The sequence below is a fragment of the Bacillus sp. RIT 809 genome, from assembly GCF_016892495.1.
Classification (GTDB): Bacteria; Bacillota; Bacilli; order Bacillales; family Bacillaceae_G; genus Bacillus_A; species Bacillus_A cereus_U.
The window spans coordinates 1-323 of the sequence record NZ_JAFEMR010000083.1; the positions used below are offsets into that span (position 1 = coordinate 1).

Sequence of the window (323 nt, forward strand, 5' to 3'; positions counted from 1 at the left end):
TAATATTTACTAGTATGGTTATCTTTTCAAAAAAATAAACCCTTTCAGGTTATTTTAAAGAAAATGGTGGAGGGGGGCAGATTCGAACTGCCGAACCCGAAGGAGCGGATTTACAGTCCGCCGCGTTTAGCCACTTCGCTACCCCTCCGACATTTAAAAATATATGGTGGAGGATGACGGGATCGAACCGCCGACCCCCTGCTTGTAAGGCAGGTGCTCTCCCAGCTGAGCTAATCCTCCAAAAGTGGTGACCCGTACGGGATTCGAACCCGTGTTACCGCCGTGAAAGGGCGGTGTCTTAACCACTTGACCAACGGGCCAAA

The 323-nt window shown here is 49.5% G+C and carries 3 tRNA genes; all 3 read right to left on the bottom strand.

Annotated elements, in window-relative coordinates:
• Positions 1–64: 64 nt before the first annotated feature.
• Positions 65–148 (bottom strand) — tRNA-Tyr (locus JTF23_RS27555).
• Between the two features lie 16 nt (positions 149–164).
• Positions 165–240, bottom strand: a tRNA-Val gene (locus JTF23_RS27560).
• 5 nt (positions 241–245) lie between these two features.
• Positions 246–320, bottom strand: a tRNA-Glu gene (locus tag JTF23_RS27565).
• Positions 321–323 lie beyond the last annotated feature (3 nt).